General features: G+C 67.5%; 27 protein-coding genes and 2 pseudogenes. 16 read left to right on the top strand and 13 right to left on the bottom strand.

Annotated features, from left to right (window positions below):
- Window positions 1-211: pseudogene (locus ACFVJ3_RS08980) on the top strand (IS5/IS1182 family transposase); the annotation flags it as partial.
- Between the two features lie 174 nt (window positions 212-385).
- On the opposite strand, the pseudogene ACFVJ3_RS08975 reads toward ACFVJ3_RS08980, so the two are convergent.
- The 5 genes and pseudogenes from ACFVJ3_RS08975 to ACFVJ3_RS08955 form a co-directional block, all read right to left on the bottom strand.
- A pseudogene (locus ACFVJ3_RS08975) lies at window positions 386-544 on the bottom strand (ISL3 family transposase); the annotation flags it as partial.
- Window positions 545-984: 440 nt separating this feature from the next.
- Window positions 985-2,271 (bottom strand): competence/damage-inducible protein A, encoded by a 1,287-nt coding sequence (locus tag ACFVJ3_RS08970; protein ID WP_378451728.1) that lies wholly within the window; start codon window positions 2,269-2,271, stop codon window positions 985-987.
- A 401-nt stretch (window positions 2,272-2,672) separates the two neighbouring features.
- Entirely contained in the window at window positions 2,673-3,449 is a 777-nt protein-coding gene (locus tag ACFVJ3_RS08965) for a class I SAM-dependent methyltransferase (protein WP_378451727.1), read from the bottom strand.
- Between the two features lie 21 nt (window positions 3,450-3,470).
- Window positions 3,471-3,842, bottom strand: a complete 372-nt coding sequence (locus ACFVJ3_RS08960) for a hypothetical protein (RefSeq protein ID WP_378451726.1) — start codon at window positions 3,840-3,842, stop codon at window positions 3,471-3,473.
- Window positions 3,843-3,996: 154 nt separating this feature from the next.
- On the bottom strand, window positions 3,997-4,440 hold the full coding sequence (locus ACFVJ3_RS08955; protein ID WP_378451725.1) for a hypothetical protein: 444 nt from the start codon (window positions 4,438-4,440) through the stop codon (window positions 3,997-3,999).
- Between the two features lie 168 nt (window positions 4,441-4,608).
- Between ACFVJ3_RS08955 and ACFVJ3_RS08950 the strand changes: the two genes are divergently transcribed.
- On the top strand, window positions 4,609-5,043 hold the full coding sequence (locus ACFVJ3_RS08950) for a hypothetical protein (RefSeq protein ID WP_378451724.1): 435 nt from the start codon (window positions 4,609-4,611) through the stop codon (window positions 5,041-5,043).
- Window positions 5,040-5,642, top strand: coding sequence for a metallophosphoesterase (locus tag ACFVJ3_RS08945; protein ID WP_378451723.1), 603 nt, complete (start codon window positions 5,040-5,042; stop codon window positions 5,640-5,642). The genes ACFVJ3_RS08950 and ACFVJ3_RS08945 overlap by 4 nt, the downstream gene beginning before the upstream one ends.
- Here ACFVJ3_RS08945 and ACFVJ3_RS08940 read toward each other — a convergent pair.
- From ACFVJ3_RS08940 to ACFVJ3_RS08920, 5 genes are all read right to left on the bottom strand, one after another.
- Window positions 5,614-6,600 (bottom strand): helix-turn-helix domain-containing protein, encoded by a 987-nt coding sequence (locus tag ACFVJ3_RS08940; RefSeq protein ID WP_378451722.1) that lies wholly within the window; start codon window positions 6,598-6,600, stop codon window positions 5,614-5,616. The two genes, ACFVJ3_RS08945 and ACFVJ3_RS08940, sit on opposite strands and share 29 nt — an antisense overlap.
- 8 nt (window positions 6,601-6,608) lie before the next feature.
- On the bottom strand, window positions 6,609-7,148 hold the full coding sequence (locus ACFVJ3_RS08935) for a MarR family winged helix-turn-helix transcriptional regulator (RefSeq protein ID WP_378451721.1): 540 nt from the start codon (window positions 7,146-7,148) through the stop codon (window positions 6,609-6,611).
- Window positions 7,149-7,237: 89 nt separating this feature from the next.
- Window positions 7,238-8,071, bottom strand: a complete 834-nt coding sequence (locus ACFVJ3_RS08930; RefSeq protein WP_378451720.1) for a mycofactocin-coupled SDR family oxidoreductase — start codon at window positions 8,069-8,071, stop codon at window positions 7,238-7,240.
- 23 nt (window positions 8,072-8,094) lie between these two features.
- Complete coding sequence (locus tag ACFVJ3_RS08925; protein ID WP_378451719.1) at window positions 8,095-8,838, bottom strand: SDR family NAD(P)-dependent oxidoreductase; 744 nt, start codon at window positions 8,836-8,838, stop codon at window positions 8,095-8,097.
- Between the two features lie 25 nt (window positions 8,839-8,863).
- Complete coding sequence (locus ACFVJ3_RS08920; protein ID WP_378451718.1) at window positions 8,864-9,799, bottom strand: 3-oxoacyl-ACP reductase; 936 nt, start codon at window positions 9,797-9,799, stop codon at window positions 8,864-8,866.
- Between the two features lie 242 nt (window positions 9,800-10,041).
- On the opposite strand from ACFVJ3_RS08920, the gene ACFVJ3_RS08915 reads away from it, so the two are divergent.
- Entirely contained in the window at window positions 10,042-11,505 is a 1,464-nt protein-coding gene (locus tag ACFVJ3_RS08915; protein WP_378451738.1) for an MFS transporter, read from the top strand.
- A 69-nt stretch (window positions 11,506-11,574) separates the two neighbouring features.
- On the opposite strand, the gene ACFVJ3_RS08910 is transcribed toward ACFVJ3_RS08915, so the two are convergent.
- Together ACFVJ3_RS08910 and ACFVJ3_RS08905 are read right to left on the bottom strand one after the other, a co-directional pair.
- Window positions 11,575-12,057: a nuclear transport factor 2 family protein gene (locus ACFVJ3_RS08910; protein ID WP_378451717.1), complete on the bottom strand. Its 483-nt coding sequence runs from the start codon at window positions 12,055-12,057 to the stop codon at window positions 11,575-11,577.
- Window positions 12,054-12,950, bottom strand: coding sequence for a TIGR03619 family F420-dependent LLM class oxidoreductase (locus tag ACFVJ3_RS08905; RefSeq protein ID WP_378451716.1), 897 nt, complete (start codon window positions 12,948-12,950; stop codon window positions 12,054-12,056). Before ACFVJ3_RS08905 ends, ACFVJ3_RS08910 begins: the two co-directional genes overlap by 4 nt.
- 201 nt (window positions 12,951-13,151) lie before the next feature.
- Here ACFVJ3_RS08905 and ACFVJ3_RS08900 point away from each other — a divergent pair, with 201 nt between their 5' ends.
- Entirely contained in the window at window positions 13,152-14,045 is an 894-nt protein-coding gene (locus tag ACFVJ3_RS08900) for an IclR family transcriptional regulator (protein ID WP_378451715.1), read from the top strand.
- Between the two features lie 25 nt (window positions 14,046-14,070).
- Here ACFVJ3_RS08900 and ACFVJ3_RS08895 read toward each other — a convergent pair whose 3' ends face one another.
- Window positions 14,071-14,607, bottom strand: coding sequence for a flavin reductase family protein (locus ACFVJ3_RS08895; RefSeq protein ID WP_378451714.1), 537 nt, complete (start codon window positions 14,605-14,607; stop codon window positions 14,071-14,073).
- A gap of 197 nt (window positions 14,608-14,804) precedes the next feature.
- Between ACFVJ3_RS08895 and ACFVJ3_RS08890 the strand changes: the two genes are divergently transcribed.
- The 11 genes from ACFVJ3_RS08890 to ACFVJ3_RS08840 all read left to right on the top strand — a co-directional run bounded on the left by ACFVJ3_RS08890 (window position 14,805) and on the right by ACFVJ3_RS08840 (window position 25,716).
- The gene (locus ACFVJ3_RS08890) at window positions 14,805-15,680 is read left to right on the top strand and encodes an alpha/beta fold hydrolase (RefSeq protein WP_378451713.1); all 876 of its coding nucleotides are present in this window, start codon (window positions 14,805-14,807) and stop codon (window positions 15,678-15,680) included.
- Window positions 15,677-17,389: an FAD-binding protein gene (locus tag ACFVJ3_RS08885; protein WP_378451712.1), complete on the top strand. Its 1,713-nt coding sequence runs from the start codon at window positions 15,677-15,679 to the stop codon at window positions 17,387-17,389. The genes ACFVJ3_RS08890 and ACFVJ3_RS08885 overlap by 4 nt, the downstream gene beginning before the upstream one ends.
- Window positions 17,389-18,174: a 2-keto-4-pentenoate hydratase gene (locus ACFVJ3_RS08880; RefSeq protein WP_378451711.1), complete on the top strand. Its 786-nt coding sequence runs from the start codon at window positions 17,389-17,391 to the stop codon at window positions 18,172-18,174. Before ACFVJ3_RS08885 ends, ACFVJ3_RS08880 begins: the two co-directional genes overlap by 1 nt.
- Before the next feature lie 11 nt (window positions 18,175-18,185).
- The gene (locus ACFVJ3_RS08875; protein WP_378451710.1) at window positions 18,186-19,088 is read left to right on the top strand and encodes an acetaldehyde dehydrogenase (acetylating); all 903 of its coding nucleotides are present in this window, start codon (window positions 18,186-18,188) and stop codon (window positions 19,086-19,088) included.
- 36 nt (window positions 19,089-19,124) lie between these two features.
- Window positions 19,125-20,183: a 4-hydroxy-2-oxovalerate aldolase gene (dmpG, locus tag ACFVJ3_RS08870; protein ID WP_378451709.1), complete on the top strand. Its 1,059-nt coding sequence runs from the start codon at window positions 19,125-19,127 to the stop codon at window positions 20,181-20,183.
- Between the two features lie 38 nt (window positions 20,184-20,221).
- Entirely contained in the window at window positions 20,222-21,400 is a 1,179-nt protein-coding gene (locus ACFVJ3_RS08865) for an acyl-CoA dehydrogenase family protein (RefSeq protein ID WP_378451708.1), read from the top strand.
- An 88-nt stretch (window positions 21,401-21,488) separates the two neighbouring features.
- Window positions 21,489-22,400 carry a biphenyl-2,3-diol 1,2-dioxygenase gene (bphC, locus tag ACFVJ3_RS08860; protein WP_378451707.1) on the top strand — a complete coding sequence of 304 codons (912 nt, stop codon included), beginning with the start codon at window positions 21,489-21,491 and terminating at the stop codon, window positions 22,398-22,400.
- Window positions 22,397-23,551 (top strand): alpha/beta hydrolase family protein, encoded by a 1,155-nt coding sequence (locus ACFVJ3_RS08855; protein ID WP_378451706.1) that lies wholly within the window; start codon window positions 22,397-22,399, stop codon window positions 23,549-23,551. The genes bphC and ACFVJ3_RS08855 overlap by 4 nt, the downstream gene beginning before the upstream one ends.
- Before the next feature lie 78 nt (window positions 23,552-23,629).
- Window positions 23,630-24,016: a hypothetical protein gene (locus tag ACFVJ3_RS08850; RefSeq protein WP_378451705.1), complete on the top strand. Its 387-nt coding sequence runs from the start codon at window positions 23,630-23,632 to the stop codon at window positions 24,014-24,016.
- 3 nt (window positions 24,017-24,019) lie between these two features.
- Window positions 24,020-25,108: a PEP/pyruvate-binding domain-containing protein gene (locus ACFVJ3_RS08845; protein ID WP_378451704.1), complete on the top strand. Its 1,089-nt coding sequence runs from the start codon at window positions 24,020-24,022 to the stop codon at window positions 25,106-25,108.
- Window positions 25,108-25,716 (top strand): hypothetical protein, encoded by a 609-nt coding sequence (locus tag ACFVJ3_RS08840; protein ID WP_378451703.1) that lies wholly within the window; start codon window positions 25,108-25,110, stop codon window positions 25,714-25,716. The genes ACFVJ3_RS08845 and ACFVJ3_RS08840 overlap by 1 nt, the downstream gene beginning before the upstream one ends.

The following is a 25,716-nucleotide window of genomic DNA, read 5'->3' as shown; positions in this document are numbered from 1 at the left end:
CCGCAAGAACAAGGGCAGCGCGGGTGGGCGTCCACCGAACTTCGATGCCGAGGCATACAAGGGCCGCAACGTGGTGGAAAGGGCCTTCAACAAGGCAAAACAGTGGCGAGCGGTGGCAACTCGGTATGACAAGCTTGCCCTGACTTACCGGGCCGGATTCCTCCTCGCCGGCATCGTCGAATGGCTCAAACTATTGGGAGACATGCCCTAAGCGCCCAGACGGACCCGCGTCAACACGCGGGTTGATTCAGATGGGCCGAGTTGGGAACGTGCTGGAGCGGAAGCGACCGAACGACCTGGCCAGGCCATAGGCCCAGGGGCTTCGGTCGTGGTGGGAGGAGAAGTTCTCGAATTCAGATCCTGTCGGACAGTCGGCAGGAGAACCACCGTCGGCCCTCGATCCGCAGGCTCCACAGCGACCCCGGTTCGCCCTTGTGGGCCTCACGTGGGCCACAATCACCTGCGTGTGGTCGTTGAATTCCACGTCCTCGACGACGGTGTTCTCGACGTCCAACGCCGCGCGCCATAAGCTAGCGTTCTGCACGCCTTTCTCCGTTCTTAAGTTTTGACCTTCGACAAGCCAAAACCTAGACGGGGAAAGGCGTGTGGCCGTTCAGGCGCGATCAGCGACCCACGAACGTGTCACAAGAGCCAGATATCTTGACGGTGCGGTAACTGTCGTTTTCGCGCCCGTAGTTGGCCGCATGGGGCGTGTCGCCGGCTGAGGGTTCTGTGAAGAGCCCGTACAGCTGTAACGGGTGGCCACCCCCGCTCGTGTGCGATTCGCTGCTGATTATTGCTGCATGGGCGAACTTCATCGAAGAAGCCGATCGATGGGACCGACCCCGGTTTAATTGACATCTGATCTGTGAGGATCGCCCCTCACGGTGGAAGGATGAAGGACATGTCGAAGCGTTTACCCGGCCGGGCAACGTGAGCGTGCGCTGAAGATGGTCCCCGACCACCTCGCGTGAGCGACTCGGATTATAGGGCAGGCCCCAACGCGCCGGCGACCATGTGCATCGCCGCGGTGGTGGAAAGCGCACGCACGCTTGCGCGGTCGCCGGGGAGTCGGAGTGTACGGGTGACGGTCGGTCGGTCGGTGGAGGCGATTGCGAAGCAGACAGTGCCGACCGGTTTGAGGTCGGTGCCACCCCCTGGTCCTGCGATGCCACTGGTAGATACCGCGATGTCGACGACCAGTCTGCTCAGTGCGCCTTCTGCCATCATGGCTGCCACCGGTTCGCTGACGGCGCCGTGTTCTTCGATGATCTCGGCGGAGACGTCCAGAAGGCCCGATTTCACCTCGTTCGCGTAGGACACTACCGCGCCGATGACGTAGGCCGACGAGCCTGCGCGATCGGTGAGACGTGCGGCGATCATGCCACCCGTGCACGATTCTGCGGTGGCGATTCGATGGCCGGCCAACCGGTTCGCGACGATGTCGTCGATGGTGGACCCGTCAATCGAAAAGATCTGCGAGCCATGATGTTCGTCGATGAGACCTGCGAGATCTGTGTATGCGGTTGCCGCAGACTCTGCATAGCGGGTCACCATTTCGAGCTCTCCGAGCCTCAGACAGGTGGTGATCTCGAGATCGCCGAATCCCGTGATCTGGCGCTCTGCCGTCCGCAGCGTTGCGGCGAGGTCGGCTTCGGACAGCCCGTACGCGCGAATGGTGTTCTGACGGACCTGCGCTCGGCGGGCCAAGACCTCGGCGAGCGGCGCGCAGTCGAGTGCCTCCGGCCACATTGCCTGCAGTTCGCGAGGCGGGCCGGGCAGTATCAGGATGGCGGGCAGCGTCCCGGAGCTGTTGGCAGGTATCGCGACACCGGGGGCGGTTCCGGTCGGTTGAATGGAATGCGCACCTTGCGGAACCATTGCCTGCTTGCGAATACCTGCCCGTAGCGGCTCGGAGTCGGTTGCAGAACTCAGCCGGCTTCGCCATCGCTGCACGATTGCGTGGATGCGTTGCTCGAGTTCGTCGTCGAGGTGCAGTTCGCGGCCGTACAGAGCGGCAACGGTCGCCACGGTGAGATCGTCAGCGGTCGGACCCAAGCCTCCGGTCGTGACGATCAGGTCGACATGCTGATCCGCGAGAAATTGTAGTTGTGCGGTCAGGTCATGGGGCCGGTCACCGCAGACCGTGATGTGTGCAACGTCCACTCCCATCTCCAGTAGTCGCTGGGCCACCCACGGACCATTCCTGTCGGTGACTCGACCGGCCAGAACTTCTGTTCCCGTGACCACCACACCCGCTCGCACAGTCATTCTGTGACCATACTTGCGACCGACAAATCGCCGAGGACAGCCGCACCGTTTGTTGCGAGCCGAAAAACAACATCCTGGCATGTGGTCTTGGTGTCACAGAATCCGCAAGACGATTGCCAGTCCGCAGATCGTGTCGTCCGCCTCGGACCATCACCGTTCCTGAAGGTTCAGGGCAGTCCGTATCCCCGGACGTAAGCGGAGTTCGGTGTCACGAGAGTGTCACAAGTCGGTACGATCGGCTATGGACTGGTTCGGACGGTGATGTACGAAAAGCGTTGTAAATAAACAAATATAGAGTCCAGTAGAGTTCAGTTAAATCCAGTTCTAGGGACTTAAAATCCGCCAAGTGTCGGTTCGAGTCCGACTGGAGGCACCACCCTGCAGGCGTGCTTCAGCGCGGGTCAGGGCGTTCGGACGAGTTCCGCCCGCATCTGGGTGAACAGGAAGAGTCCGGGGCGTCCGGAGATCTGCTCGTACTCGCGCACGACGTCGTCCATGAACTCGGGCACGCCTGCGGCGTCGAGGTGCGCGGTCCAGTCGGTGGATCCGACGGTGCACCAACGCGTGAATTTCTCGCGGGAACCGAAATCCCATTCGACGTCGCGGACGACGAGGTCGGTGGTGTCGAGTCCTGCTGCCTTCGCGATGTCGCGGAACTTCTTTGGTTCGACGTGGATGAACGGCGCCGTGAAGTCGGTGAAGAACTCCGCCCATCGCGGGCGCGCCGCTACGGACATCGAGACGTCCTCGACACTGGTCCGCGGGCTCGCGCACACCATCTGGATGATCACACGTCCGCCGTCCACGACGCTGCGGGCGATTGCGGCCAATGCCACCTGCAGGTCGGGGACCCAGTGCAGCGCGTTGAACGACACCGCGACGTCGAACTCGCCGTCGAACGGGAGGTCGCGTGCGTCGGCGATACGAAAGTCGGCGCGGGCGCCGTCCGGCAAGACTCGCGATTGGGCCTTCGCGATCATCCGCGGCGACGCGTCCACTCCGACCACCGAACCGCTGGGGACCCGTTCGGCGATCCGGAGCGTGACGAATCCGTCGCCGCATCCCACGTCGAGCACCCGTTCACTGCCCGCGAGGGCGAGTTCCGCGATCGACTTCTCCGCGACGGCGCGCTGGAGGGCGCCGACATCGGCGTAGCCTTCGCCGTCCCAATCGACCATAACGGCCGGGCCCGGCCTTCCTCAGGCGCCCTGGTGGTGCGGGCTCGAGTGTGCGCCGCCCCCGGATCGCGCGATGGACGCGCGGACGCGGGCCGTGGCCTGCCAGATCTGGGTGCTGTCGTGCACGCTGATCACCGGTATGCCCTGTTCACGGGCGTTCTGAACTGCCAGCGCGTCCTGGGGTGAGCCGACTCCGTCGAGGACGTCCTCGGTGACGATCGCGCAGAGTGCGGGGCCGTCCAACTTCCGGACGGGCTCGAGTCCGTGGACCACCATCCATTGCTTGACCATCGCCCAGTGCGACACCTCTTTGTACCGCGTGGGGTTGCCGATGAAGAGAACCCGACGGGAGCGGCGGGCGCGAGCGATATCGATGTGCGTGACGGTAGCCATGGCGGAGGGTTCCTGTCCGTTGCGGGATTCCGTATTGTCAATCCCCGCTCGCACCGGTTTCGTTACGCGTCGGTCCAGGAAGTTCGCCATTCCCGCGTACGTGAGTGCGAAAGAGTGCTCGAACACGCTTTGCCGCTCACGTACGCACGGGCCGTCAGCTGCCGAACGGACTGCCGGACGAGCCTCCGCCGCCCGGTCCGGACGTCTCGGCGACGGTGACGAGGGTGGGTTCGGCGGTGCCGGTGGTCAGCGGCGGGGCGGTTCCCCACTGTTCGAACGACGGAATGCTCGAGCAAGTCCATTGCACTGTGTACTCGCCGGGGTCGAGGGTGGCCCGCAGCTCGCCGTCGTCTCCGCCCATCACGGTGGCCGGGCCCACGGTGGCGGCCGACACGGTTCCGTCGACGGACCGGACGTTCATCACGCACACCACCGCCCCCGCGGCGGCGTACCGGACGTCCATGACCACCGCATTCCCGTCGACAGCGATGTCGACCGTGACGTCTTCGGGTGCCGCGGACGCGGTGGGTGCGGCGAGTAGACCCGCGCCGGCGACAGCGGCGGCGATACCTACGGTTCGTGCAATCGTGACCTTCATCGGTGCATCCTTCCGGACTTTCTCGGTTGCCGGTTGATACGAGCAAAGAGCCACCCGGGAGTATCGCACCCCGAACCCTGATCCGCTGGGATGTGGAAAGTGGAACACTGCTGGTCTGGGAGTTCAGCGTGTCGATCCGACACCCGGTGCATCGAAGGAGACGGCGAAGTGCTCGGACGGGAGAACTACACGAAGGAAGAAATCGATCACGCCGAGGCGTCCGTCGCGAAGCAGGTCGCCGCGTACACGTCGCTGACGGGGGCGATTGCGGGTGAGGTCACGGGCAAGGAGGTCTTCGCCGCACTCGAGGACTTCGACCCACTGTTCTTCGACAACATGGTCCTGGTGCTGGACCGCTACTTCGTCCACCGGATCCGGGCGGTGACGGGCAAGGACGGGAACCCGCTCAACGAAGTCGAGATCATCGCCGACTCGTTGATGAACAACGACGGCGTCCTGCGCGGCATCAGCGTCCTGAAGTACGTCTCCGGCGAGTCCGTTCTGAAGCTCGAGATCGGCGACCGGATCCGCTTGAGCGGTGACGACTTCGAGCGGTTGTCGGCGGCGTTCTTCGCGGAACTGCGGTCGCGGTTCCTGACATGAGCGTCTGGTTCACGTCCGATCTGCACCTGCGTCACGCACGGCTGGTGGAGATCCGGGGCTTCGACGCGGAGATCGACGCGCACGACGAATCCATCCTCGACGCGCTGGGCGCCGCCGTCGGCAGCGGCGAACAACTCTGGATACTCGGCGACATCACCGTGGGAGGTAAGGCCGCCGAGGACTGGGCGCTGCGCGCACTGGACCAGTTCGCGCGGACGCGGAACGTCGAACTGCATCTGATCCCCGGCAATCACGACTCGTGTCACCCGATGGCGAACCGCAACAGTCACATCCGGCAGCGGGTGTTCCTGGAGACGTTCGCGTCGGTGCAATTGTTCGCGCGGCGGAAGATCGGAGGCGAGACCGTGCTGCTCTCCCATTTCCCGTACGTCGGCGACCACACCGCGGAGGACCGGGGTGTGCAGTACCGGCTGCAGGACGAGGGAGACTGGTTGCTGCACGGGCACACTCACCAGGGCGGCGTGCTCGACCCGTCCGTGCACCCGCGGCAGATTCACGTGGGCTGGGACAGTTGGCGCAGGCCCGTGCACGTCGACGAGATCGCGGGAATCATCGGGTCGGACGAGTCGACTCGGTGACCGGTGTGGTGTCGGTGCGGTATCTGCCGGGCGTCGAGCCGTGCGTGCTCTTGAACAGCCGGGAGAAGTGGGCGGCGTCCGCGAAACCCCAGCGTGCACCGATAGCCGAGACGGGCAGATCGCGGCAACGAGGGTCGGCGAGATCGCGTCGGCACTGCTCGAGGCGGCGGCGTCGAATCCACCCGCTCACCGTGTCGCCGTCGGCTTCGAACATCTTCTGCAGGTGCCGCACCGAGATGTGATGCGCGGCGGCGATCGAGTGCAGGTCCAGCTCCCGGTCGGCGAGGCGCTCGTCGATGAAGGCGGTGACCCTGGCTCGCAGTGCGTCCCCGCGCGACTGCGGCATCAGCCCGTCGGCGAGGTGGAGTTGCTCCGCGAACGCGGCCGCGACCAGATCGAGGACGGCATCGCCGAGGTGCACCGCGACGGTGGGGGAGGCGTCGGCGATCTGCTCGCCGAGCCCGCGTAACAGCGGGGTGACGACGGAACCGAGCCCCTGCCTGCCCGACACCCGGCGCGCGGTGAGCTGGGCGATGCCGTCGGGCGGAACGCGGAGGAGGTGGCGGGGGAACATCACGACCAGCATCCGGAACCGGTCGTCGAACGACAGCTGATACGGGCGGGTCGTGTCGTAGATCGCGAAGTCGCCGGGGGTGAGCGCTGCTTCCCGGCCGTCCTGGCTGAGGACGCAATACCCGCGGACCTGCAGTCCGAGTTTGAAGTAGTCGGGGTTGGCGGCGCGGATGGTCCGGGGTGTTCGCCGAATGACGTGCGGGGCTGCCGTGACCTCGCTGATCCGGACCGCCCCGACCGTCGCGCCCCGCACGACGCCACGGAAGTCGTCGTGGTCTGCCGACGTCATCTCGAGGGGGACGAACGCGTCGCTCACCGACTCGCGGAACTCGTCGAACGAGACGAGATGCGGTTCCTCCGGACGAAGGAGACTGCTCACGGCCATCACCTACCTCAACTGCGTTTGATGGCTTCCTGAGCCGCCGTTCCGGACGCGAGCTTCTCGAGCAGGCCGATCAGGACGAGCCGTTCCGACGGTGTCAGTGTCTCGGTCCATGTCTGCTCCCGTTTGTTGTGCGCCGAGTATGTGCTGACGATGGCGTCGTGCCCGGCCCCGGTGAGTTCGAGGGCGACCGCCCGGCGGTCCTCGGCGGACGGACTCCGCGTCACGAGACCGTCGCGCTCGAGCGTGTTCACCAGGGCCGACACCGCGGAGCGGCTCATGCCTGACAGTGAGGCCACGCGCTTGGCTTCGCAGGGACCTGCGAGCCACAGCACGAACAGCACCCGGAATCCGGGCCAGCTCCACCCGCTGGGGCGGTGAACCGCGGACTCGAGGTCGTAGACGAGGGCGCTGGTCACCCGGTGCAGTGCGAGAACCAGTCGCATGGACACCGGATCGACCTCCGGCAACTCGTCGACGGTCTTGCCCACCGCGAAGTCCACGAAGGACAGGAAGTCCAGGTTGCTCTGGTCGGTCGTCTCCTCGGGCATGACCACAGGTTAGCGGCCGGATCGGTTTAATCAAAGTATTGATCAAAGCTCCCGTGAGTACTTATTAACGTCGGGCGGTTAATAAGTACTCACAGGCCGCGGGCGGCATTGCCCGCGTCGACGGGCAGGACGATGCCGCTGATGTGTGCGCTGCCCTCGGCGGCGAGGAAGAGCATGACCCGGGTGATCTCGGCGGCGTCCAGCCACGCCACGGGCTGGGCGTGCAGGCTGCGGAACACCGGTTCCACGTCCTCCGCTGCGGGGGCCTCGAGGTCGGGACGCATCATCCGATAGAGGGCGTCGTTGTGAATCATCGGTGTCGAGATGTTGCCCGGCGCAATCGCATTCACCGTGATGCCGTGCGAGGCGAGATCGAGCGCCGCGCTCTTGGTGAGCCCGATGACGCCCCACTTCGACGCCGCGTACGCGGCCATGTTGGTGCTGCCGGCCCGGCCGAGCATCGACGAGATCGTGACGATCCGGCCGTATCCCCGCCGGATCATGCCGGGCGTCACCGCTCCCACCGTATTGAAGACGCCGGTAAGGTTGGAACCGATCGCCTCCGACCACTGTTCCTGAGTGAGCGACTGCACCGGGGCGGCCACCGAGACGCCGGCGTTCGCGACCGCGACGTCGATACGCCCGAACTCGGACTCCGCCTCCGCGACCAGTGCGTCCATCGCGGCTCGGTCGGCGGTGTCCGCCTTGGCGGTGATGCACCGGCGACCGGTGGCGCGCACCAGTTCGGCGGTCTCGTCGAGGTCGGCGGCGGTGGCCAGGGGATAGTTCACGGCCGGGCTGTCCTCGCAGCGGTCGCACAGAACTATGTCTGCTCCGCGTTCCGCCAGTGCGACCGCGTGGCTGCGGCCCTGGCCGCGGGCGCCGCCGGTGATCAGGGCGACTCGGCCTTCGAAGTCTTCCATCGTTGCTCTCCTGTCCGGGCGGGTCAGCGCAGCTTGATGCTGCCGCCGTCCGCCATCAGTGTCTGTCCGGTCATGTACCGCGAATCTTCGGAGGCGAGGAACACCGCGACGGGAGCGATATCGGTCTCGGGATCGCCGATCCGCTGGAGCGGAACCTTCGCCACGGACGCGGCAGCACGGTCGGGGAACCGTTCCTGCCAGGCGAGGACCCCCTCGGTCGCGGCGAACGGGCAGATCACGTTGACCCGGATCTGGTCGGCCGCCCACTCGTTGGCCGCCACCCGGCTGACGCCGCGGATCGCTTCCTTCGCCGCGGCGTACGACGTCTGGGTGGGCATGCCGTCGAGCCCGGACCCGGACGCGAAGTTGATCACCGAACCCTTCGCCGCCTTCAACTGCTCGTAGCAGGCCTGCATCAGGTGCACGACCGGATAGAAACCGGTCCGGAACGAGAGGTCGAACATTTCCTGGGTGTGGTCGATCAGCAGTGCCTGCCGCGAGGCGTGGGCGTTGTTGACCAGCACGTCCACGGATCCGAACGCTGCGACGGCGGCGTCTCGGATCTGCTCGGCGGACTCGCGCCGGGAGATGTCGGTGTTCAGGAAGCGAGCGGACGATCCCAGTTCCCGCTCGAGGTCCATGCCGCGTTCGTCGTCGATGTCGACGAACAGGACGTTGGCGCCCTCGCGGACGAACACCGTCGTCACGGCCCGGCCGATGCCTCCGGCTCCGCCCGTCACGATCGCCGTCTTTCCGTGCAGCCTCATCGTGTGCTCCGTCTGCGAGTGTGGCTCAGACATCGGCGGTGTCGCCGGTCGCCAGCGCGACCTTTTCCAATTCGGCGACGCTGAACGCGGCATAGTTCTCGTACGGTCCGCGGCCGGCGAAATAGGGTGTGAGAAGCTCCTCGAGCTCCTCGGGTGAGAACGCGGAACCCGCTGCATCGAAGCGGTTCTCGACCTTCGGTGCCGCCATGAGCGCGACCATCTTGCCGTACACGACGAACACCTGTCCGTTGATCTCGTCGGCGGCGGGGGAGGACAGGTAGTGGACGAGGGTGGCGACCCGTTCGGGGGACAGGGGGTCGAGTCCCGCGTCGGCCGTGTTCTCGCCGAACGCGTCGGCGGTCATGGCCGTCCTGGCGCGCGGGCAGATCGCGTTGGCGCGTACCCCGTAGCGGGACAGGCCCTGTGCCGTCGACAGTGTGAGTGCGGTGATCCCGGCCTTCGCGGCCGAGTAGCTGGGCTGGCCTGCCGATCCGAACAGGAACGCCTCGGACGACGTGTTGACGACCCGCCCGTACACCGGCCCCCCGGCGGCCTTGCTCGCCTCGCGCCAGTGCACGGCCGCGGCGCGTGACGTGGCGGCGTGCCCCTTGAGGTGGACGCGGATGACGTCGTCCCAGTCGGCTTCGGAGAGGTTGAAAATCATCTTGTCGCGCAGGATTCCGGCGTTGTTGACGAGGATGTCCATCGATCCGAAGGTGCTGACGGCCTCGTGCACGAGGCGTTCGCCCAGTGTCCAGTCGGAGACGTCGCCGGGCACGGCGGTGGCACGACCGCCTGCCGCCGTGATCTCCGCGGCCACCTCGTGTGCGCCGTCGCCCATGTCGTTGACGACGACTGCCGCACCGGCGGCCGCGAGCGCGAGGGCCTCGGCCCGGCCGAGGCCTGCGCCGGCACCGGTGACGACGGCGGTGCGTCCGGCGAGGCTGAGTGATTCAGTCATGGGAACTCCTGTTTCGAGAGAATTAGATTTCATTCTAGTTGTATCGCATGAACTAGTGTTCAGTCACTAGAGAAGCGCGATTTCATGGAGGAATGTTTTCTACTTTCTCTGCCGATTCGGCATCGACGACACCGGCTGCAGGTAGGTCTCGGTGAGTGGGAACTGTGGTCGACGTCACTGGCCGGCATGCCAGGTTGGGCGTGCCGATCCTCACGAATCCCCCGGAGCCACATATGCATAACATGCCCCTGTCCGCAGGCGAGGCGGAGCGCGCACCGCTCTCGCGCGGGAAGTCGTTCACCCTCCTGGCCTTGATCATCCTTCTGGTCGAAGTCATCCCGCTCGCCTACAATTTCGTCACTCCCGCGCTGCCGGAGATCGCGAAACACTTCGGCACCGCGAACGTCGGCTGGGTGATCACGATCGTCACCCTCATGCTCGCCGCCTCGACACCCCTCGTCGGCAAACTCGGCGACATCTACGGCAAGAAGCGGATGATGCTCGTGTCCGCCGCGGTATTCGGCGCCGGATCGCTACTCGGAGCGCTGGCCCCCAACTTCGAACTCTTCCTCGTCGGGCGCGGACTCCAGGGTGCGGGCATGGCGATCCTCGTGCTCGCGTACGGTCTGATCCGAGATATTCTGCCCCCGTCGATCATTCCCGTGGCCGTGGGATTCGTCGCGACAGGCATGGGCGCCAGCACAATCCTCGGCCCGATCATCGGTGGCTATCTCATCGACCACTTCGGTTACACCGGTGTGTTCTGGGCGCAACTCCTCCACGTGGCGGTCGTCGGAATCGCGGTCGCGATCTTCGTTCCCGAGTCCACCCTGCGCACGCGGTCCAAGCTGGACGTGCTCGGCGCGGTCATCCTCGGGCTCGGCGCCTTCGTGCTGCTGTTCGGCATCGGCAAGGCCACCGCGTGGGGGTACGCCGCACCGCAGACGCTTCTCTGCGTGGGCGGCGGTCTCGCGATTCTTGCCGGTTGGCTGGTGTATGAGCGCACGCCGAAGGAACCGCTCATCGACCTGCAGATGCTGAAGCACGGACCCGTCGCGAAAACATTGGCCGCCAGCGGTTTCGTCCAGTTCGTCCTCGTCAGCCATTCGATGCTCATCCCGATGTTCGTGATGACCGATCCCGACCTCGGTCTCGGCTACGGATTCGGTGTCACCGCCCTCGCCGTGGCGATCTACACCGTCCCCACGGGTGTCGTGTCGATGATCGCGGGCCCGGTCGGCGGATACTTCACCCGTCGCATCGGCCCGGCGCCGGTTCTGGTGTTCGGCGGCGCCTCCCTCGCGCTCGGGTCGTTCCTGCTCGCCACCCTGCACGACTCGACCGTCCAGATGATGTTCGGGCAGTTGGTGATCGGCCTGGGTCTCGGTTCCGCGTCGGCGACGTTGCCGAACCTCATCATGCGCACCGTGCCCGCGCAGACGCAGGGGATCGCAGGCGGGATGCTGAACCTGTCCGGCTCGCTGGGCAGTGCGATCGGCAGTCAGGTGATGATCGCCATCGTCGCGATCCCCGGGGTCGTGCTGGTGGGCCGGGCCGCGCAGTACTCGGAGAAGGGGTTCGTCTACGCCTTCTTCACACTCGCCGTCGCCGGACTGCTGGCCGCGGTGATGGGACTTCTCCTCACCCGCAACAAGATCGAGCGTCCAGTCGATACGGCGGTGCCCAAGTCGGAGATGGTCGCCTGACCTTCCCCCGCACAGACCACGAGGCCCGCAGCACCTGCGGGCCTCGTGCCGGTGCAGCTGAAGCTTTGCTCAGGCGTGTACGCCCGCGGCCAGCAGGGTGCGTGCCTCCTCGCAGCCGTCGAGCAGCCGATTGATGCGCCGGGTCACCTTCCACTCGCCGTCGATCTTGGCGAGTTCCCACCGGTTGGCGGTGATCCGGTGGACGCGGAATCCGTCGTCGTCGTGAATGATCAACTGCGACTTGCACGTGGCCACCGCGGTGTCGCCGGCGACGCGCACGTGCCCGGGTTCGAGCATGTGCGCGCAGCCACCGCCGATCCAGCCTTGATGCGCCTGTGACTGCACCATCGCCGTGATGGCCGCATGTCCGCGCATCACTCCGGTGTCGACGTCGTACACGCCGTCCTCTGTCCACAGCCGCGCGACCGCGTCGGCCGAACCGCTGTCGATGGCGGGACCGTAGGCGGTCATCAACTCGAGGATGGCGAGCTTGTCTTCGAGTGCGGTGACGCGTTCGGCGAGTGCGCGGACGAGTTCTTCGGTGCCGGTCATGGACGGATCCTGTCTGCGGTTGCGGTGCGGAAGGAGAGGCCGAGTTCGTCGCCCAACTGCCGGAGGGCCTCCAGTTGCTCGCAGTAGTGGGCTGCGCTCGTGGACGCGAGGGTGGCGCTGACGACGGTGGTGCCGGCGTCGCGTCGTCGTTCGAGGGCGCGGGCCGCGGTGTCGCGGGAGCCGATCGGGTCGAGGGGCGCGCCCGCGCTGAGGACCACGTCGAAACCGTCGGGGAGGTCGACCTTGGCGAGCAGCGCGCACAACTCGTCGAGGGACAGGCCGAACGGCACCCACCCGTCGCCGAGCGTCGCCGCGCGGCGCAGGGATCGCAGTGTCCGTCCCCCGATCCACAGCGGGACCCGCGGTTGGACGGCGTGCGGTTCGACGACGACGCCGTCGAAGTCGTAGAAGGTGCCGTGGTACTCGGGCCGAGGTTGCGACAGCGACGCGCGGAGCGCCGCGAGGGCGTCGTCGGCGCGGGCGCCCCGGTCGTCGAAATGGGCGCCGAGCAGATCGAATTCCTCGCGCAGGCTGCCCACGCCCAGACCCAGCACGAGTCGGCCGCCGCTGACGACGTCGAGCGTGCCGTAGCGCTTCGCGATCTCGAGGGGATGGTGATAGCCGAGTACCAGAACCTGGGTGGCCAGGCGGATGCCGGTGGTCTGTGCGGCGAGGAACCCGAGTGTCGCGAGCGGGTCCCAGTAGGTGCCGCCGCGCTCGACCGCGACGTCGGTGGGGACGGCGACGTGCTCGCTGCAGGTGAGGTGGTGGTAGCCGAGGCGGTCGGCCGTGCGGGCGATCGCGGTCAACTCCGCGATGCCGGCGCCGAGTTCCCAGTCCGCGCGGACGGCGGGGTGCGCGATGACGATGGGCGGCGCGATTCCTATGTGCATCAGTTCGTTCCTCCGCTGTCGGGGGTCGGTCTGTCGTCACCGTTGTAGTGGAGGTGCCCAGTGACCGCGCAGGGATTCCCGGTGACCGGACGCGGCGATCGTCCGATTTCTTCCCCGCGCCGGGCACGACTGGTACATTTTAAGAATTCATTTCAATTTTTGTCGGGCGTATGCGTGTGACCAGGATATTTGGAGGCGTCGATGACTGTCGTCGATTCGGATGATGCACTGTCGGTACCCGCTGCGAAGAAGGATCTGCCACCGTCGATGGTCGAGCGGATGACGCTGATCCTCGACGCGTTCGACGGCCGGACGTCGCGCCTGACCCTCGAGGAGGTCGCGTGCCGCACCCGGCTGCCGCGGTCCACGGTGCACCGCATCCTCGACCAGCTGGTCCGCCTCGACTGGGTCGACCACGCCAGCTTCGGCTACTGCCTCGGACGGCGCGCGATGGGGCTCGGCGGCGGCGACAACGGGCACAGCCAGGTCCGAGCTGCGGCGGCCCCGCTGCTGCACGAACTGCACATGCAGACCGGAATGGTGGTGCACCTGGCCGTGCTGGACGGCGCGGAGAGCGTGTACCTGGACAAGGTGGGCGGACGGATGGCCGCGAGCCTGCCGTCGCGGGTGGGTGGGCGCGTTCCCGCCTACACGACGGCGGGCGGCAAGGCGATGCTGGCGTGGGTGGACCCGGAACAGGTCGACAGCATGTACGGGCCGCGGCTCAACAGGAGCACGGACCGCACGATCACCGAACTGTCCACGCTGCACCAGGAGCTCAACCGGATCCGGCAGCGCCGCGGACTCGCGTTCGAGCGCGGGGAGGCGGTGCGCGGAATCGGGTGCGTCGGTGTCGCGGTCCGCAGCGCCGACGGGCCGGTGGCCGGCATCTCGCTGTGCGGAGACGCGCGCACCGTCCAACTCGAACGCGTCGCCCCGCTCGTCGTCGACGCGGCCCGGGAAGTCACCCGGACGCTCCACCCCGAACTGGGAACATCCCGTCGCGGCCGCCGGACTCCGGAGATCCCGGACAGCTCGTGGTCGACCGAGGCGCTGGACCAGCTCCTCGCGGTGCAGTCCGGGCAATGGCTGTAGCGCGCGTGACGAGTCTCTGGACTCGTTACGCGCGCACGGGCCGCGGAGCGGCGTCGAGGCCGAAACCGCCCCGGAAGAACACCATCGGCCGCTCCTCGCACACCGATTCGAGTTCCCGGACGCGTCCGATCACGACGTCGTGATCGCCCGCGGTGTGCACCGACTGCACGTGAGCGTGCACACGCACGAGCACCCCCGGCAACGACGGAGTCGACCACCGGGACGGCTCCCAGGAGAGCCCGTCGAACTTGGAACCCCGGCTCGAGCCGAACCGGAAGCAGAGGTCGGTCTGGTCTTCGCGCAGCACGTTGATCGTGAAACGCCCCGACCGCCGGATGCGCGGCCATGCCCGCCCGCGGTGATCGGCGCAGAACAGGATCAGTGGCGGCTCCAGGGACACCGACGCGAACGACTGACACGTGAAACCCACCGGACCCTCCGTGTCGAGGCCGGTCACCACCGTGACTCCGCTGGCGAATTGGCCGAGGGCGCGGCGCATCTCGTCCGGTGACGGTGCGTCCGAGTATGTCCCGGGCTGGGTGCCGGCCGGTTCGGTTGCCATCAGACCGCCTCCGATTGCTTCTGCGTCGCCGACCCGTTCGACGATCGTCCCCGAGGCTAGGGACGCCTCCGAACGGTCACGAGATGCCGTCTCGGTCAGTGGAAATCCCCGGCCGATGCCTGCGCCATCAGGGCGATGTCTCGCTGACCGGGATCGCTTCTGTCCGAGCCGGGAGCACGCTGGCAACGTGATCGACCATGACGACTGACTCGAGTTACGAGGGCACCCTGAAGGAGCTGACGACCGACCTCGGCGTGCTTCGCTACCACGAGGCCGGCGACGGTCCGCCTCTCCTGCTGCTGCACGGCTCCGGCCCCGGCGTGACGGGATGGCGCAACTTCCGCGGCAACCTCGGCGTCTTCGCCGAGCACTTCCGCACCTTCGTCCTGGAGTTCCCGGGATTCGGGGTCAGCGACGACTTCGGCGGGCATCCGATGCTCACCGCAGGCGACGCGGTACTCCGCTTCCTCGACGGGCTCGGACTCGACGAGGTGGCGATGCTCGGAAACTCGATGGGCGGCATCGTCGCCACCCAGTTCGCCATCGCACACCCCGACCGGGTCGGCAAGCTGATCACCATCGGCGGCATCGGCAAGAACCTCTTCAGCCCCGGCCCCGGTGAGGGCATCAACCTCCTGATGGAGTTCACGGACGAACCCACCCGGGAACGACTGATCGCGTGGCTGCACTCGATGGTGTTCGACCCCGCGATGGTCACCGAGGAACTGATCGAGGAACGCTGGACGCAGGCAACCGATCCCGAGACCCTCGCCAGCGCCCGCAAGATGTACAGCAGGGCGGCGTTCGAGGCCGGCGCCCGGGCCGCACTCGAGTCCGACGCGACCCCGTACTGGGCTCAGCTGCACAAGGTGAAGGCGCCGACACTGCTCACGTGGGGCCGCGACGACCGGGTCAGCCCGCTGGACATGGCGATCATCCCGATGCGGTCGATCCCCCGGGCGGAACTCCACGTGTTCCCGAACTGCGGGCACTGGGCGATGATCGAGCAGAAGACGGCGTTCGAGAGTGCCGTCCTCGCCTTCCTGCTCCGCAAGGACGGCAGCGGACGATGAGCGGCACCGAAGAAAACTTCGACACCACAGTCGATTTCCTCGTCGTCGGCAGCGGTGGCGGCGGCATGGCCGCGGCGATCACCGCGGCCGACCGGGGAATCGACACCCTCGTCATCGACAAGGGCGCCACGTTCGGCGGCTCCACCGCCATCTCCGGGGGCGGCATCTGGATTCCCAACGCCCCGACACTGCGGGAGAAGGGTGTGATCGACTCGCGGGAATCGATCCGCCGTTACCTCGACATCATCACCGAGGGCACGGTTCCCGCCGACCGTCTCGACGCCTTCGTCGACAAGGGTCCCGAGCTGATGGAACTGCTCGACCGCAGCCCGCACATGAAGCTCTACTGGGTGAAGGGCTACTCCGACTACCACCCGGAGTACGACGGCGGCCGTCCGCTCGGACGCACCATCGAATGCATGCCGTTCGATACCCGGGCGCTGCAGGACGACGAGCAGTACCAGCGCCCGAACAGCATGAAGGGTCCGCTGGGACTGTGGGTCACGTCCAAGGACTACCACGACCTCGCCATGGTCAAGCGCACCTGGAAGGGCCGCAAGGCATCACTGGTCGCGGCGTGGCGAGTGGCATCCAACGTGATCCGCCGACGCCACATGGCCACCGGTGGACGTGCACTCGTGGCGCGCATGCGGATGGTCCTCGAGGATGCCGGGGTGCCGCTGTGGCTGAAGACGTCGATGACGGAACTGATCGTCGACGGCACCGGAGCGGTCGTCGGTGTTCTCGCCGAACGCGACGGACGGACGGTCCGGATCGGCGCCCGTCGCGGCGTGCTGCTCGCGACCGGCGGGTTCGACCACAACCAGGACATGCGCGCGAAGTACCTGCCCAAGCACGGCGTCCCGGACGTCAGTGCCGGTGCCCGGGAGAACACCGGTGACGGCATCGTCGCCGGCCAGAAGCTCGGTGCAGCAGTCGACCTCATGGACGACGCCTGGTGGATGCCGTCGGTGTTCCACCCGATGGGCGCCGTGATCCCGCTCGTCTCGGAGCGGTGCATTCCGCCGTCGGTGATCGTCAACGGCCGCGGCGAACGCTTCACCAACGAGTCGTCGCCGTACGTGAACTTCGTCCACGACCAGCTCGACGGCGGTCACGTCCCGGCGTGGTTCGTGATGGACGGCAAGGCGAAGTCGCGGTACCCGTTCGCGCAGGTGCTGCCGGGAGTGCCGTTCCCACAGGGGTTCTACGACTCCGGGGTGGTGCACAAGGCGGACACGCTGCGCGACCTCGCCGACGCGATCGGCGTCAAGGCCGACACCCTGGTCGCAACCATCGACCGGTTCAACGGCTTCGCCCGCACCGGCACGGACGAGGACTTCGGCCGCGGTGACAGCGCGTACGACCGGTACTACGGCGACCCGACGATGAAGAACCCGTGCCTCGACGAGATCGTCCAGGGACCGTTCTACGCAATCCGGTGCGAGGCCGGCGACCTGGGCACCAAGGGCGGCCTCGTCACCGACGCCGACGCGCGGGTGCTCCGGGAGGACGGTTCCGTCATCGACGGTCTGTACGCCACCGGCAACACGTCCGCGTCGGTGATGGGCAACGAATACGCCGGTGCGGGCGCGACCATCGGTCCCGCCATGGTGTTCGGCTACATCGCCGCGCTGCACGTCGCCGACGTGAGTGGCAAAGAGTCCCGGAACACGCGACAGCACTCACGTGCGGGAGAGGTGGCGTGATGCTGAGCGATGCACAGCGGCTGTCCGCCGCCCACCTGCTGCGGAACGCCGAACGTGACCGCTCGCCGATCGACCCGTTGACCACAGTGTTCCCGGGCATCGACGTCGTCGACGCCTACGAGATCGCGCTGATCAACATCCGGTCGCGGCTGGAGGCGGGGGAGACGGTGTACGGCCACAAGGTCGGGCTGTCGTCCGAGGTCATGCAGAAGATGATGGGCGTGGACGAGCCCGACTACGGGCACCTGCTGTCGAGCATGGTGTACGCGGAGGGGACGCCGATCGACACCGCGCAGTTCTGCTACCCGCGCATCGAGGTGGAGATCGGCTACGTCCTCGGCGAGACCCTGCCGGGGGAGGGGTGCACCGAGGCGGATGTGCTGGCGGCCACCGAGTACATCGTTCCCAGCATCGAACTGATCGACTCGCGCATCACGGACTGGAAGATCGGGCTCGCCGACACGATCGCCGACAACGCATCCTCGGCCGGGGTGATCCTCGGCGCCGGACGGGTGGAACCGGCGAACGTCGACATCGGCGGGATCTCCGCCGTGCTGTTCCAGGGTGACGAGGAGATCGCGCGGGGCGAGGCGTCGGCGGTGCTCGGCAATCCCACGAAGGCCGTGGCCTGGCTGGCCCGGAAGGTCGCGAGCTTCGGAGTGCGACTCGAGGCCGGGCACGTGATCCTGCCCGGCTCCTGCACCCGCGCGATCGACGCCCGGCCCGGCGACGTGTTCCGCGCCGATTTCAGTGACATCGGTTCCGTATCAGTAGAATTCAAGTAAAGGCGACAACTGTGACCAAGGCTCTCGCCGCGATCGTCGGATCCGGCAACATCGGCACCGACCTCCTGTACAAGCTTCTCCGCTCGGAGATCATCGAGCCCCGCTGGATGATCGGCGTCGATCCCGACAGCGAAGGACTGAAGCGCGCCGCGGACCGGGGTGTGACCGCCAGCGCCGAGGGCGTCGACTGGCTGCTCGCCCAGGACGAGCGCCCCGACATCGTCTTCGAGGCGACGTCCGCCTACGTGCACCGGGCGAACGCCCCCCGCTACCGGGAACTCGGCATCCAGGCCGTCGACCTCACCCCCGCCGCGCTCGGACCCGCCGTCGTGCCCGCCGTGAACATGGGTGCGCACCGGACCGCGCCGAACGTCAACCTCATCACGTGCGGCGGCCAGGCGACCATCCCGATGGTCCACGCCGTCTCCCGGATCACCGACGTGGCGTACGCCGAGATCGTCGCCAGCGTGGCGTCGCCGTCCGCAGGCCCGGGAACCCGCGCGAACATCGACGAATTCACGATCACCACGAGCCGGGGCATCGAGACGATCGGCGGGGCGAAGAAGGGCAAGGCGATCATCATCCTGAACCCGGCCGAACCGCCGATGTTCATGAAGGACACCGTGTTCTGCTCCATTCCTGCCGACGCCGACCGGGACGCGATCACCGCGTCCATCCACGACGTCGCGGCGTCCGTGCAGGCATACGTCCCGGGTTACCGCCTGCGCGCCGAACCGCAGTTCGACGACCCGACGCCGATCAGCGGTGGCCTCGCCCGGGTCGGCATCTTCCTCGAGGTCGAGGGAGCGGGCGACTTCCTGCCGCCGTACTCCGGCAACCTCGACATCATGACCGCCGCCGCCACGAAGGTCGGCGAGAGTTTCGCGACGCAGATCCTCGGCGCGAGCGTCTGAACGCGTCCGCCCCATTCACTCTTCGAAGGATTACCGATGCCTTACAGTGCCGATCTCGACATCCGGGTGACGGACTCGTCGCTGCGCGACGGCTCCCACGCCAAGAGACACCAGTTCACCGTCGAACACGTCCGCTCGATCGTCGGGGCGCTCGACGCCGCCGGGGTCCCGGTCATCGAGGTCACCCACGGCGACGGACTCGGTGGTTCCTCGTTCAACTACGGCTTCAGCCATACCCCGGAGCAGGTGCTGATCAAGGCCGCGGTGGAGACGGCGGAGCGGGCGAAGATCGCGTTCCTCATGCTGCCCGGACTGGGGGTGCAATCCGACATCCGGGAGGCGGCGGACAACGGCGCGAGCATCTGCCGCATCGCCACGCACTGCACCGAAGCCGACATCTCCGTGCAGCATTTCGGTCTCGCCCGCGAACTCGGGCTGGAGACTGTCGGGTTCCTGATGATGTCGCACAGTCAGCCGCCGGAGGTTCTCGCGCAGCAGGCCCGGATCATGGCCGACGCCGGCTGCCAGTGCGTGTACGTGGTGGACTCGGCCGGGGCGCTGATCCTGAACGCCGTCAGCGACCGCGTGTCCGCCCTGGTGGCCGAACTCGGCGACGACGCGCAGGTCGGCTTCCACGGGCACGAGAACCTCGGGCTCGGTGTCGCCAACTCGGTGCTCGCCGTCGAGGCCGGCGCCCTGCAGATCGACGGCTCCACGCGGCGTTTCGGTGCGGGTGCGGGCAACACCCCGGTGGAAGCATTCGCCGCCGTCACGGAGAAGCTCGGAATCCGCACCGGCATCGACACTCTGAAGGTCATCGACGCGGCCGAGGACGTCGTCCGGCCGATCATGGACGGCGACTGCCTGCTCGACCGGCTGTCGCTGACCATGGGCTACGCGGGTGTCTACTCCAGCTTCCTCAAGCACGCCGACTCCCACGCCCGCCGGTACGGCGTGTCCGGTGCGGAGATCCTCATCGAGGCAGGCCGACGCAAGCTGGTCGGCGGTCAGGAGGACCAGCTGATCGAGATCGCCCTCGGCCTCGCAGACCGGAAGTCCGCGAGTTCCGCAGTCGCCGAGAAAAAGTCCGCCTAGGCGTTTCGCCGGGTACCGACCAGAAAGCCGAGATCATCATGGGTCACGTTCTTGACAGGATCGAGCAGTACGCGGACGAGATCCGCGCGGAAGGCGCCGAGGGCGACAAGCTGATGCGCCTGTCCGACACCTCCGCGAAAAGGTTGCGCGACTCCGGAGTGATGCGGATGCTGCAGCCCAAGGAGTACGGCGGCTACGAATCGCATCCGCGCGAGTTCGCGGAGACCGCGATGGGCATCGGCGCCATCGACGGGGCCGCGGGCTGGGTGAGCGGCATCGTCGGCGTCCACCCGTGGGAACTGGCGTTCTTCGACCGCACGGCCCAGGACGAGGTGTGGGGCGAGGACTCCGACATGTGGATGGCCTCGCCGTACGCCCCGATGGGTGTGGCCGTGCCCACCGACGGCGGCTACGTCCTCAACGGACGGTGGTCGTTCTCCTCCGGCACCGACCACTGCGGGTGGATCATGATCGGCGCCGCGGTCGGTGATCGGGACGGTACCCGGGTGATGCCCCCGAAGATCCTGCACGTGCTGCTCCCACGCGCGGACTACGACATCGACCAGGACAGCTGGAACGTCGTCGGGCTGCGTGGCACCGGGTCCAAGGACCTGATCGTCGAGGATGCGTTCATCCCCCAACACCGGACGCTGCAGGCCGACAAGGTCTTCGACGGGTCCGCGCCCAAGGAGTTCGGTCGCACCCAGACGCTGTACAACTTCCCGTTCTCGTGCATCTTCCCGCTCGGCATCACGTCGTCGCTGATCGGCATCGCCGAGGGTGCACTGGCCTGTCATCTGAACGCGCAGCGTGAACGTGTCACCGTGTCGGGCACCGCGATCAAGGACGACCCGTACGTGCTGTTCGCGATCGGCGAGGCGGCGGCGGAGATCGCGGCGTCGCGCGCGGCGATCCTCGAGACGGTCGACCGGTTCTGGGACATGACCGAGAAGGGCCGGGGCGTCTCGTTCGAACTGCGGTCCATCGGCCGGCGCACGCAGACCGCCGCCGCCTGGCGGGCGGTGCGCGCCGTGGACGAGATCTTCGCGCGATCCGGTGGCGGTGCGCTCCAACTGAAGACACCCCTGCAGCGTTTCTGGCGGGACGCCCACGCCGGTCTCTCCCACGCCATCCACGTGCCGGGTTCGATCTTCCACTCCTCGGCTCTGACCCAGCTCGGCGGAGAACCTCAGGGCATCCACCGCTCGATGATCTAGGCGCTCCGCACCCGTGCGCCTTTTTGGTAGTTCCAGCTACCAGAAAGGCGCACGGGCGGCGGAGCCGCCTCCAGGAAAGGACTTTCACATGACCGACATTCGAGGACTGGGCTACCTCAGGATCCAGACGAAGGACGTGCCACGCTGGCGGGAGCTGGTGGTGGACGGGCTGGGCATGGCCGAGGGTTCCGGCCCCGAGCCGGGCGGCCTGTACCTGCGTGTCGACGAGCGGCGGTCGCGGCTGATCGTCCTCCCGGGCGACACGGACAAGGCGCTCGCGGTGGGGTGGGAGGTGCGCGACCAGTTCGCCCTCCAGCGGGTGCGTGAGCAGGTGGAGAAGTCGGGTGTCACGGTCGACGTCCTGTCCGAGGAGGAGTCGCGCTACCGCGACGCCGAGCAGGTGATCGCGTTCGACGATCCGTCCGGCACCCGGGTGGAGGTGTTCTTCGGGCCCGTGCTCGACCACAGTCCGGTCGTCACCCCGCACGGCGGGCGGTTCGTCACCGGCGCACAGGGTCTGGGGCACGTGGTCCTCCCGACGCCGGCGTTCGAAGAGGCCTACACGTTCTACACCGAGGTGCTGGGCTTCCTGCCTCGCGGCGCGATCCGGCTCGGCTCGGCCGACGCCCCGGGACCGGCCCGTCGCGTGCGGTTCATGGGAGTCAATCAGCGCCATCACAGCCTCGCGTTGTGCCCTGCGCCGCACAGCGGCGAACCCGGGATGGTGCATCTGATGACGGAGGTCGACACGCTCGACGCCGTCGGCCAGGCACTCGACCGGCTCGGCAAGCTCGGCTTCTCCATCTCGTCGACCCTCGGGCGCCACACCAACGACCGTATGGTGTCGTTCTACGTGCGTGCCCCCGGCGGCTGGGACCTCGAGTTCGGCACCGAGGGCATGCTCGTCGACGAGACGCATTACACCGCCGAGGAGATCACGGCGGACAGCTACTGGGGTCACGACTGGTCGGGTTCCGAACCGCTGGCGGCCTTCTCATGACGTTCGCGCGCGCCCGAATCGGCGCCGTGGCCGCGCTCGTCCTCGTCAGCGGAAGTGCCTGTTCCACTGCGACATCCGAGACGGCCACCGACCCGGCCGCACTTCGCCCTGGTCGGCTTCTCTCGTCCCGCGTCGTCGCAGACGGTCCGGCATTGCCGAGCGCCGGACGGAACGAGGTGATCACCTACGCGTCGCAGGACGGCAACGGCGACCCCGTCGTGGTGTCGGGCACCGTGTCGATTCCGCGCACGCCGGCACCCGAGGGCGGGTATCCGGTGATCAGCTGGGCGCACGGCACCACCGGCGTCGCGGACGCCTGCGCCCCGTCCGCGGATTTCGCGGGTGGTCCCGCCCACAGCTATCTGTCCGGCGTGGACGCGTCCCTCGACGACTGGGTCGCCAAGGGATATGCGGTGGTGAGCACGGACTACCAGGGTCTGGGCACGCCGGGTGTCCACCCGTACGTCAACGGTGACACGGAGGTGAACGCCGTCGTGGACATCGTCCGCGCATCCCGTGCGATGGATCCGGCGGTCGGCTCGACGTGGTTCGTGATCGGTCACAGCCAGGGTGGGCAGGCGGCGTTGTTCACCGCGGCGCAGGGCGGGGAGCGCGCCCCGGAACTGCATCTCGGTGGTGCCGTGGCGATCGCACCGGAAAACGGGCTCGACCAGACGCCGCAGTACTTCCGCTCGGGTGTTCCGGGTATCGAAGCGGCCGAGGCGTTCCTGCCGCTGATCCTTCTCGGAGCCCAGGCCGCGGATCCCGCCCTCGACCTGTCGGAGTTGCTGACCGAGCAGGCGCAACCGCTGCTGACGGTGGCGCGGACCGGGTGCATCGACGACATCCGGAAGATGCCGCCCGTGCCCGCCGATCAGGTCTTCCGGCCCGACGCCGACCTGGGACCGCTCACCGAGTACCTGGCTCGCCAGGAACCGTCGAGGGTCCACGTGCAGGTCCCGACGCTGGTCGCGCAGAGTTCCGGCGACCTGGTGGTGAGCAAACCGTCGACAGATCTGATGGTGAAGACATTGCAGGACAACGGGAACGAACTGACGTATCGCACGTACGAGGGCGCGGACCATCGCGGGACGATCGGTGCGTCGCAGAAGGACGCGCAGGATTTCGTCGCCGGGATCCTCGCCGGCTGAGGATGCCGGGACCTCGCCCGACGACACGACCATCAACAGAATGTTGACAACAGACTGTTGATGGCGTGTGGTGGTCGGGTGACCACCGACGACCAGACACACGCGGCCGAACTCGATCAGGCACGCACGACGCTGAACGAGGCCGGTGCCGCGCGGCTCGAGCGGCGTCCCTGGGAGCATCCGGGGCAGCCACGATCGGACGCCGACCTCGTCAGGTTCGCGGCGTGGGCCGCCCGGGACGCACAGGGAACGGACCCGGCTGTGCTCGCGGCCGGGCTGCGGCTGCTGTCGTCAGCTCGGGTCGAGCTCGATCAGATCGAGGCCGGCCTGCTGTTCGCCGCCCGGGGCAGTGGGATGACCTGGCCGCAGGTCGCGGAGACGCTCGGCCTGGGTTCGGCGCAGGCTGCCCAGCAGCGCCTGAACCGGGTCCTTGCCAGGGCCGGCGACCGCGACGCGGAGGCCTGAGCAGTGCCGACTGTCCCACTGCCGGACGCATCCGAGCATTGCGGTGCCAAGGCCCGCAACCTCGGCCTGCTGCTGCGTGCCGGATTCCGGGTGCCCGACGGATTCGTGATACCCGATCCGCTCGGCGATCCCGGTTGGGAATGGGAGATCGAGGCCGGACTGCACCGTCTCGGTCCCGGTCCGTTCGCGGTGCGCTCGTCCGCCCTCGCGGAGGACGGCGTCGAGTCTTCGTTCGCCGGACAGCTGGCCACGACGCTCGGGGTCACCGCCACCGCCGAGGTGATCGAGGCGGTGCATCGCAGCGCCGCGTCGGGTTCCTCACCCGAAGCCGTCGCCTACGCGGCTCGCACGGATCGGGAAGCCCCCGCGTCGGCCGGGGTGATCGTGCAGGTGATGGTGCAACCCGAGACGGCCGGAGTCATGTTCACCCGGCACCCGGTCACCGGGGCCGAGCAGGTGGTGATCGAGGCTGCGAGTGGCCTGGGCGAAACAGTCGTGGCCGGGACCGTCACTCCGGAGGCGTACCTGGTCGACGGTGCGCACGTGCAGATCGCGAGGCACCGGGGCGGGCAACTGCTGACCACTGCCCAGGCCCTCGCCCTCGCGGCTCTGGGACGCGACATCGAGAACCTGTTCGGGCGCCCGCAGGACATCGAGTGGGCGATCGCCGGCGACGAGATCCGGGTCCTGCAGACCCGCCCGATCACGACCGCTCCCACCACCGCACCGCGAGCGAGAGCAACGCCGGGCGACGTGCTGCTGACAGGCGTCGCCGCCAGCCCGGGCACCGCCGTCGGGCCTGCGCGGATCATCGGCAACCTGGACGACTTCGCCCGTTTTCGTCCGGACGACGTGCTGGTCTGCCGTACGACCTCGCCGGCGTGGACCCCAATGCTGGCCCGCGCGTGCGCGGTGGTCACCGAGACGGGCGGGATGCTCGCGCACGCCGCGATCGTGGCCCGCGAATTCGGCATCCCGGCAGTCCTCGCGGCGCCGGGGGCCATGACCACCCTGACCGAGGGCCGGCTGGTCCGCGTCGACGGCACCCACGGGCACGTCGGCACCGCCACCCGGAACGCTGGGAGGAACTGATGTCGCACCGCACACCGACGGACATCCTGGTGCTGCACGCCGTGCGGATCCTGGGCTACGCGGAGACCGCGCGCATCGCCGCCCGCTTCGCCCTGCCTGCAGGACTGGCCGCCGAGCACCTGCTCGATGCCGAGGCCGGTGGGTGGGTCACCCACACCGACTTTGCCGGGGACAGCGGCTGGTCCCTGACCGAAACCGGGACGGTCCACGGCGAGCGACTGCTCGCCGCCGAACTCGACCGGTGCGGCACACGCGCCGTGGTGGTGCAGGTGCACCAGGACTTCCTGCCGCACAACGTCGCCGTGGCGGACGCGTGCACCGCCTGGCAGTTGGCCGAGATGGGCCTCGGCGAGACGACCCTGACCATCGACGAAACGATCACCCGCCTGGCGACCGCGGCGCACGCCCTGGCCGAACTCGAGGAGCGCCTGGTCGCAGGCATGGACCGGTTCGCCGGCTATCACCAGCGGTTCGCCGGCGCCCTCGAGCGAGCGGGCACCGATCCGGCCTGGATCACGGGAACCGACCGCGACTCCTGCCACCGCGTCTGGTTCGAGTTCCACGAGGACCTCATCGCTTCCCTCGGCCTGGCCCGCCAACAGGCCTAG

Source organism: Rhodococcus sp. NPDC127593 (assembly GCF_042671975.1).
In the GTDB taxonomy this organism is placed as follows: domain Bacteria; phylum Actinomycetota; class Actinomycetes; order Mycobacteriales; family Mycobacteriaceae; genus Rhodococcus_F.
Note: the sequence above shows the minus strand (reverse complement) of the source record. Positions and strands in the feature narration are given on the sequence as shown.

Coding starts and splice junctions, on each gene's coding strand:
- ACFVJ3_RS08930 (WP_378451720.1), bottom strand. CDS start 8,071: ATGGAAGACTTCGAAGGCCGAGTCGCCCTGATCACCGGCGGCGCCCGC.
- ACFVJ3_RS08880 (WP_378451711.1), top strand. CDS start 17,389: ATGCTGAGCGATGCACAGCGGCTGTCCGCCGCCCACCTGCTGCGGAAC.
- ACFVJ3_RS08935 (WP_378451721.1), bottom strand. CDS start 7,148: ATGCCCGAGGAGACGACCGACCAGAGCAACCTGGACTTCCTGTCCTTC.
- ACFVJ3_RS08840 (WP_378451703.1), top strand. CDS start 25,108: ATGTCGCACCGCACACCGACGGACATCCTGGTGCTGCACGCCGTGCGG.
- ACFVJ3_RS08965 (WP_378451727.1), bottom strand. CDS start 3,449: ATGGTCGATTGGGACGGCGAAGGCTACGCCGATGTCGGCGCCCTCCAG.
- ACFVJ3_RS08940 (WP_378451722.1), bottom strand. CDS start 6,600: ATGGCCGTGAGCAGTCTCCTTCGTCCGGAGGAACCGCATCTCGTCTCG.
- ACFVJ3_RS08955 (WP_378451725.1), bottom strand. CDS start 4,440: ATGAAGGTCACGATTGCACGAACCGTAGGTATCGCCGCCGCTGTCGCC.
- ACFVJ3_RS08900 (WP_378451715.1), top strand. CDS start 13,152: ATGACTGTCGTCGATTCGGATGATGCACTGTCGGTACCCGCTGCGAAG.
- ACFVJ3_RS08945 (WP_378451723.1), top strand. CDS start 5,040: ATGAGCGTCTGGTTCACGTCCGATCTGCACCTGCGTCACGCACGGCTG.
- ACFVJ3_RS08970 (WP_378451728.1), bottom strand. CDS start 2,271: ATGACTGTGCGAGCGGGTGTGGTGGTCACGGGAACAGAAGTTCTGGCC.
- ACFVJ3_RS08920 (WP_378451718.1), bottom strand. CDS start 9,799: ATGACTGAATCACTCAGCCTCGCCGGACGCACCGCCGTCGTCACCGGT.
- dmpG (WP_378451709.1), top strand. CDS start 19,125: ATGCCTTACAGTGCCGATCTCGACATCCGGGTGACGGACTCGTCGCTG.
- ACFVJ3_RS08865 (WP_378451708.1), top strand. CDS start 20,222: ATGGGTCACGTTCTTGACAGGATCGAGCAGTACGCGGACGAGATCCGC.
- ACFVJ3_RS08910 (WP_378451717.1), bottom strand. CDS start 12,057: ATGACCGGCACCGAAGAACTCGTCCGCGCACTCGCCGAACGCGTCACC.
- ACFVJ3_RS08905 (WP_378451716.1), bottom strand. CDS start 12,950: ATGCACATAGGAATCGCGCCGCCCATCGTCATCGCGCACCCCGCCGTC.
- ACFVJ3_RS08895 (WP_378451714.1), bottom strand. CDS start 14,607: ATGGCAACCGAACCGGCCGGCACCCAGCCCGGGACATACTCGGACGCA.
- ACFVJ3_RS08885 (WP_378451712.1), top strand. CDS start 15,677: ATGAGCGGCACCGAAGAAAACTTCGACACCACAGTCGATTTCCTCGTC.
- ACFVJ3_RS08925 (WP_378451719.1), bottom strand. CDS start 8,838: ATGAGGCTGCACGGAAAGACGGCGATCGTGACGGGCGGAGCCGGAGGC.
- ACFVJ3_RS08890 (WP_378451713.1), top strand. CDS start 14,805: ATGACGACTGACTCGAGTTACGAGGGCACCCTGAAGGAGCTGACGACC.
- ACFVJ3_RS08855 (WP_378451706.1), top strand. CDS start 22,397: ATGACGTTCGCGCGCGCCCGAATCGGCGCCGTGGCCGCGCTCGTCCTC.
- bphC (WP_378451707.1), top strand. CDS start 21,489: ATGACCGACATTCGAGGACTGGGCTACCTCAGGATCCAGACGAAGGAC.
- ACFVJ3_RS08960 (WP_378451726.1), bottom strand. CDS start 3,842: ATGGCTACCGTCACGCACATCGATATCGCTCGCGCCCGCCGCTCCCGT.
- ACFVJ3_RS08915 (WP_378451738.1), top strand. CDS start 10,042: ATGCCCCTGTCCGCAGGCGAGGCGGAGCGCGCACCGCTCTCGCGCGGG.